General features: G+C 35.6%; 7 protein-coding genes, 1 pseudogene and 1 riboswitch. Of the genes and pseudogenes, 5 read left to right on the top strand and 3 right to left on the bottom strand.

The genetic code is table 11. From position 1 onward, the window contains the following. A partial coding sequence (locus tag NCCP133_RS21630; RefSeq protein ID WP_309298101.1) for a histidine kinase dimerization/phospho-acceptor domain-containing protein occupies window positions 1–210 on the bottom strand: 210 nt, incomplete at its 3' end. 251 nt (window positions 211–461) lie between these two features. After that, window positions 462–613: riboswitch (cyclic di-AMP (ydaO/yuaA leader) on the top strand. A 73-nt stretch (window positions 614–686) separates the two neighbouring features. On the opposite strand from NCCP133_RS21630, the gene NCCP133_RS21625 reads away from it, so the two are divergent. The 5 genes from NCCP133_RS21625 to NCCP133_RS21605 all read left to right on the top strand — a co-directional run bounded on the left by NCCP133_RS21625 (window position 687) and on the right by NCCP133_RS21605 (window position 4,409). Further along, on the top strand, window positions 687–1,343 hold the full coding sequence (locus NCCP133_RS21625) for a potassium channel family protein (protein ID WP_264807296.1): 657 nt from the start codon (window positions 687–689) through the stop codon (window positions 1,341–1,343). Between the two features lie 2 nt (window positions 1,344–1,345). Further along, complete coding sequence (locus tag NCCP133_RS21620; protein ID WP_264807295.1) at window positions 1,346–2,668, top strand: TrkH family potassium uptake protein; 1,323 nt, start codon at window positions 1,346–1,348, stop codon at window positions 2,666–2,668. 432 nt (window positions 2,669–3,100) lie between these two features. Continuing rightward, window positions 3,101–3,466, top strand: a complete 366-nt coding sequence (locus tag NCCP133_RS21615) for a hypothetical protein (protein WP_264807294.1) — start codon at window positions 3,101–3,103, stop codon at window positions 3,464–3,466. Next, window positions 3,445–4,158: a hypothetical protein gene (locus NCCP133_RS21610; RefSeq protein ID WP_264807293.1), complete on the top strand. Its 714-nt coding sequence runs from the start codon at window positions 3,445–3,447 to the stop codon at window positions 4,156–4,158. Before NCCP133_RS21615 ends, NCCP133_RS21610 begins: the two co-directional genes overlap by 22 nt. Further along, a complete protein-coding gene (locus tag NCCP133_RS21605; RefSeq protein ID WP_309298100.1) occupies window positions 4,101–4,409 on the top strand; it encodes a transposase in 309 nt (102 codons plus the stop codon). Before NCCP133_RS21610 ends, NCCP133_RS21605 begins: the two co-directional genes overlap by 58 nt. A 210-nt stretch (window positions 4,410–4,619) precedes the next feature. On the opposite strand, the gene NCCP133_RS21600 is transcribed toward NCCP133_RS21605, so the two are convergent. Then, window positions 4,620–4,817, bottom strand: coding sequence for an SHOCT domain-containing protein (locus NCCP133_RS21600; RefSeq protein WP_264807292.1), 198 nt, complete (start codon window positions 4,815–4,817; stop codon window positions 4,620–4,622). 6 nt (window positions 4,818–4,823) lie between these two features. Next, window positions 4,824–5,136 (bottom strand): annotated as a pseudogene (locus NCCP133_RS21595) (hypothetical protein); the annotation flags it as partial.

The raw sequence follows: 5,136 nt of genomic DNA, 5'->3' as shown, positions 1-5,136 counted from the left end.
CAATTGTAATCCTTTTTCTTTAGCTTTCATTTTCGTCTTTACTATTGCATTTTCGACTACTTCAACCAAATTTACTTCCTCAAAAAGCAATTCAACCTTTCCTTCCTCCATTTTAGATAACTCAAACAAATCATTGACTAATTTAGACATTCTTCTTGCTTCTTGTTGGATGATTTGAAGATATTGCTTTTTTTCTTCTTCGGATTGTATTTATAAGCGTTTATATTTTTTTCCTTAAGTTTTTTCCTTGAAATATTCTAAGGAGAAAAAAGAACGAATTCAGATATGATCCATCATCTCCAGTAATTTCCAGTGTGCATTCAGAGAAAAAGTGGCCAGTCCCCTTTTTCTCTGACGCATGAATACAGCTGGGGTCAGTCACCAAAGTGATAAAACAGGAAATTTATTTTATATTGACACAGCAGAATTCTGAGCGTATTTTATAGTTATTATTTTAATAAAAAACCTTTTTGCTGAATCATTTTGATCGGGGGAACCATTTTTGATAAACCTAGTGTTTATCTTGGGGTGAATCTTGGCAAATTAAGCTAAGAAGGGATACTCTCAATCCCTAATCCGACAGCTAACTCCGTAAGCGCTATCGAGAGAAGGGTTAATGCTGCCATTGACCATTCTTTTCTTAAGTATGGTCTTTTTGTGTTCATTTTTGAAAGGATGGGAAGACATTGAAGAATCAATATGCGGTTTTTGGCTTAGGAAGATTTGGAGGGAGTCTTGTTAAAGAATTTCATGAGTTAGGGGCAGAAGTATTAGCAATCGATATTGACCAAGAAATAGTAAATCAATTTTCACATTATGCGACATATGCAGTCCAAATAAATGCTATTGATGAGGATGCTCTTAAACAGGTTGGAATCAGAAATATCGATCATGCCTTCGTATCCTTTGGGGAAAATATCGAGTCAAGCATTCTAACTTCTTTACTTCTTAAAGAGTTTGGAATCCCAAAAGTCTGGGCAAAAGCTCATAATGAATACCATGCTAAAGTCCTTGAAAAAATTGGGGTTGACCGTGTGATTCACCCTGAAAGGGACATGGCAAAAAGAATTGCCCATCATATCGTATCAGAAAAAATTATTGATTTTATAGAGCTCTCCGAGGATCACAGTATCGTTGAAATAATTGCTTCAAAAAAAGTCCATAATAAATCTTTATCAGCGTTAGATGTGAGAGCGAAATTTGGATGTAATATTGTCGGTATTCAGAGAGGAAATGAGATTATCGTGTCGCCTTCGGCTGAGGAGTTGATTTTTGATTTGGATGTTCTGATTGTCATGGGACACAACGATGATATTAACCGTTTTGAGAAAGAAGGAGTATAAAGGTGAAATACCGTATTATCAAACTTAATCCCTCTCAGCTGTTACTAGTGGTCTTTACCGTTTGTATCTTAGTCGGGACTCTTTTGCTTAAGCTGCCTTTTTCAACAACGGAATCAGTTAGCTGGATTGACGCTTTGTTCACAGCTACATCCGCTATGACCGTAACAGGACTTGTTGTTGTGGATACAGAAACAGCTTATACCCTATTTGGTGAGGTTGTCATCGCCTCTTTAATTCAAATGGGCGGCTTGGGCATTATGTCATTTGCTGTACTTATCTATATGATGCTCGGCAAAAAAATTGGAATCAAAGAGCGATTGCTTGTACAACAGGCTTTAAATCAAACTTCTTTGGGAGGAGTCATTCAATTAGTAAAAAACTTGTTTATCTTCTCCATAACAATTGAATTAATTGCTATGCTGTTTTTATCCATTAGGTGGGTCCCAGAAATGGGATGGGGGAAAGGACTTTATTATAGTTTTTTTCATTCAATTTCTGCTTTTAATAATGCAGGATTCGCTCTATGGTCGGATAGTTTAATGGGATATGTTGGTGATCCTGTCATAAATATTGTCATAACTTTACTCTTTATTATAGGGGGAATTGGTTTTACCGTATTATCAGATTTATGGTATAAAAAAAAATTCAAAAAAATGCCCCTGCATTCAAAAATGATGATTATAGGAACCTTTGTCATCAATATTGCAGCGATGTTATTCATCTTTGCATTAGAATATAACAATCCTCATACATTAGGCAGCTTGAATTCTCTCGGTGATAAAGTTTGGGCATCTTATTTCCAGGCGGTTACACCAAGAACAGCTGGTTTTAATTCCTTGGATATTGCTGGACTACATGATGCAACAATCTTTTTAATGCTCATTCTAATGTTTATAGGGGCTGGGAGTGCTTCGACTGGAGGAGGAATCAAGTTAACCACATTTTTGGTTATCTTATTTGCAGTTTTAACTTTTCTAAAAGGAAAGGAAGATACAGTATTAGGTAAGAGATCCATTAGTTTAACTGTTGTTTTAAGATCATTAGCAATTTCAACCATTGGGCTCTTTTTTATTTGTGTTGCTATATTTATATTAAATATTACAGAGGATGCTCCATTCATTATGGTCGTTTTTGAAGTGATTTCAGCATTTGGGACGGTGGGATTATCCATGGGGATAACGGGATCACTTACATTTATCGGAAAAGTTGTTGTTGTTTTTATTATGTTCATTGGAAAGCTTGGACCTCTAACGTTAGCCTTTTCACTAGCCCATCCTGAAAAGGCAAAAATTAAATATCCTAATGAAGATATTTTAACTGGATAAGCACTACTCAAAGTATGAGCCAACGGATAAAAATCCTTAGCCCTTGGTACTCTTGACTTAATTTATGGTTATCTAAGAATGTGTTTCCACAACCACTGTTTGGAACGAATCCAATCCGATTTATCAAATGCCATTTCTAATGAAATAAGGTCAAAATCCCGAATTTCACTATACTTACTGCCAAATCATTTACAGGGTTTTTGTGGAAAATAGAAACATTGCCCGTTAGGGCAAAAAGAAAAGCCATAATGAGTCTCCTTTGGTAAAATAGAAGTACGAGCAACTATCTCGAAAGGAGTTCATTATGACTACCTCTATTATACCAGAATCTTATTCTAATGTAATCTATCTTCAACCCTCATTTTCATTTATGCAAGACGAATTTTCCTCTTTGCGCCACCTCCCTTATGTAAAATTGGCGCTCGAATTCCCTTGGGAAAAAGTTTTTCTCCCATTGAACAAGAATATGTTAGAGCTCGTTTTAAGCGTAACAAGCAAAACTGTTTAGATATTGACCAAGAAGAATTATTTTCTGACCTTCCTAAAAATACAAGGTTTGAACTAATGAGATCTCCCAAAGGACGAAAAGGCATTAGCTTTTTTTCTCTGTTTAAATCGTTTCTTTTAGCTCCGCTTCTCTATGTGGAAGTTATGGTCTCAAGTGTTCATTTTCAAGTGGTGGGAAACTCTGATTTTCGAACCGTTTGTGGTTTTAGTCAAATTCCATCTCTCAAAACCTTTGAGCGGTTTGACCAGATAATGATTGAAAATGGATTATGGGAAAAAGCCCGACAATAAATGTTCAGTTTAATATCGAACAAGGGATTATTGAAAAAGAAGAACAATTGGCAGTGGATACAACACATGTAGAAGCTGAAGCTACTCTTAATGCTCATCGTAAATGCGGCCACTCTGAGCCATGTGACTGTCCTAAAATTCCTACAGATGACAATGTTGGACTTATGAGAAAAAGTAACACGGCTACCTATATCGCTCACAAGGTCGCACTCGTATGTGGGGTGAAATCGGAACTTCCTTTATCTCGGAGTATCTTTAAAGGTGGCCAACATGACGCCACGACTCTTAAAACCACTTTAGAACAAGTAAAGCAAGACCTTCCAGAAGAATGGGTGAAAGATGTTCAATACGTGAGTGCTGATGGAATCTATCAAAATAAAGAAAATCAAGAACTGACAAAAGGGATCCTTCAAGCAAAACTGCTTTCTCCTATAAATCCTAGGAAAATAAAAGACCAAGAATTAAATTCCTCCAGAATGACAAAACTTCATAAATATGGTGTTCCCCACTGTATAAGCGGCCATCGATTAAAACTCAAAGGATTTGACACCTCAAAAGAACAATACATTTGGATATGTCCTGTATTTGATCTCAGTATAAGCAAGAGGGACTTACGTGTGCAGCAGCCTGTCATATTCAATATTGTAATGGAGCTAAAACTGGAAGAACAGTTCGTATTCAACAATCATTAGCTCCACAAATTGATCCAGAATTTCCGCAGCATCTTCAATCTTTTAAAAACAAATATGTTGAAAGAACCGCCATTGAACGGGTAAATGCACAAGCCAAAGAAGGGCTTAGTATGCGAAGAGTTCATAAACGGGGCCGAGCTGCAGTCGAAGCACTTGTTGATCGTTGTATTTTAACCGTGCATGCCTTGGCTTATATGTCTGTTCAAGAATCAGGACAGTTATACCGAGGTTGGACAAAGCTATCTGCATAGAATTCCATTTTTTGAAATTATGAAAAATGAAGACGGGATAAGTCTGCCCTTTTTTAAAGCTAATTACAAAAAAAGTAAAAATAACCGAAGGTTTGAACAAAAATCTTGATAAGCTAAAGAAGAATCCTTCCACAAATTTCAAACTACTTCAATTAAAAGTAATTTTGTCCTGTGGCTCATAAAGAAAATATAGTGATTACTACTTATCTTTCAAAATTTTTTTCTTTCATTATATTCCTCTGCATCAATCTCTCCACGCGCAAAACGTTCTTTTAAGATAGTAAGAGCATTATTAGATTTATTTTTTTCAAATGGCTTCATAATTAGTAATATAAACCCGTATAGAGCAAATCCAATCAAAACAATCCAAAACAGCATGCTTAACATCATTCCATAACCCATCATCATAAATAATCACTCCTCTTCTGTATCTGACTTAAGATTGATCCCCTTACCCTTTTCAGCTATTTGATTCCAACTTCCCACGAGATCTTTTGTTACATAAATATCTTTTTCAAATGTTGTAAAGATGACCTGTTTTTCGTTTTTTGGATTAACAGCAATATAGGCTATTGCATTTTCTCCACTCAATGATGGGATTTTTAGTGTTGTTTCTTCTTTTGTTTCAATATTAAATCTAGAAAGAGTAAATTCATTAGACACACTTCCAGCTATTAATTCTCCTGTTAAAGAAAACGAAGCTGCTGTTGTTGGAAATTTTGAAATG

Origin of the sequence: Cytobacillus sp. NCCP-133, assembly GCF_026011715.1 — a bacterium.
Lineage (GTDB): Bacteria > Bacillota > Bacilli > Bacillales > Cytobacillaceae > Cytobacillus.
This window is presented reverse-complemented; position numbering and strand designations above follow the sequence as displayed.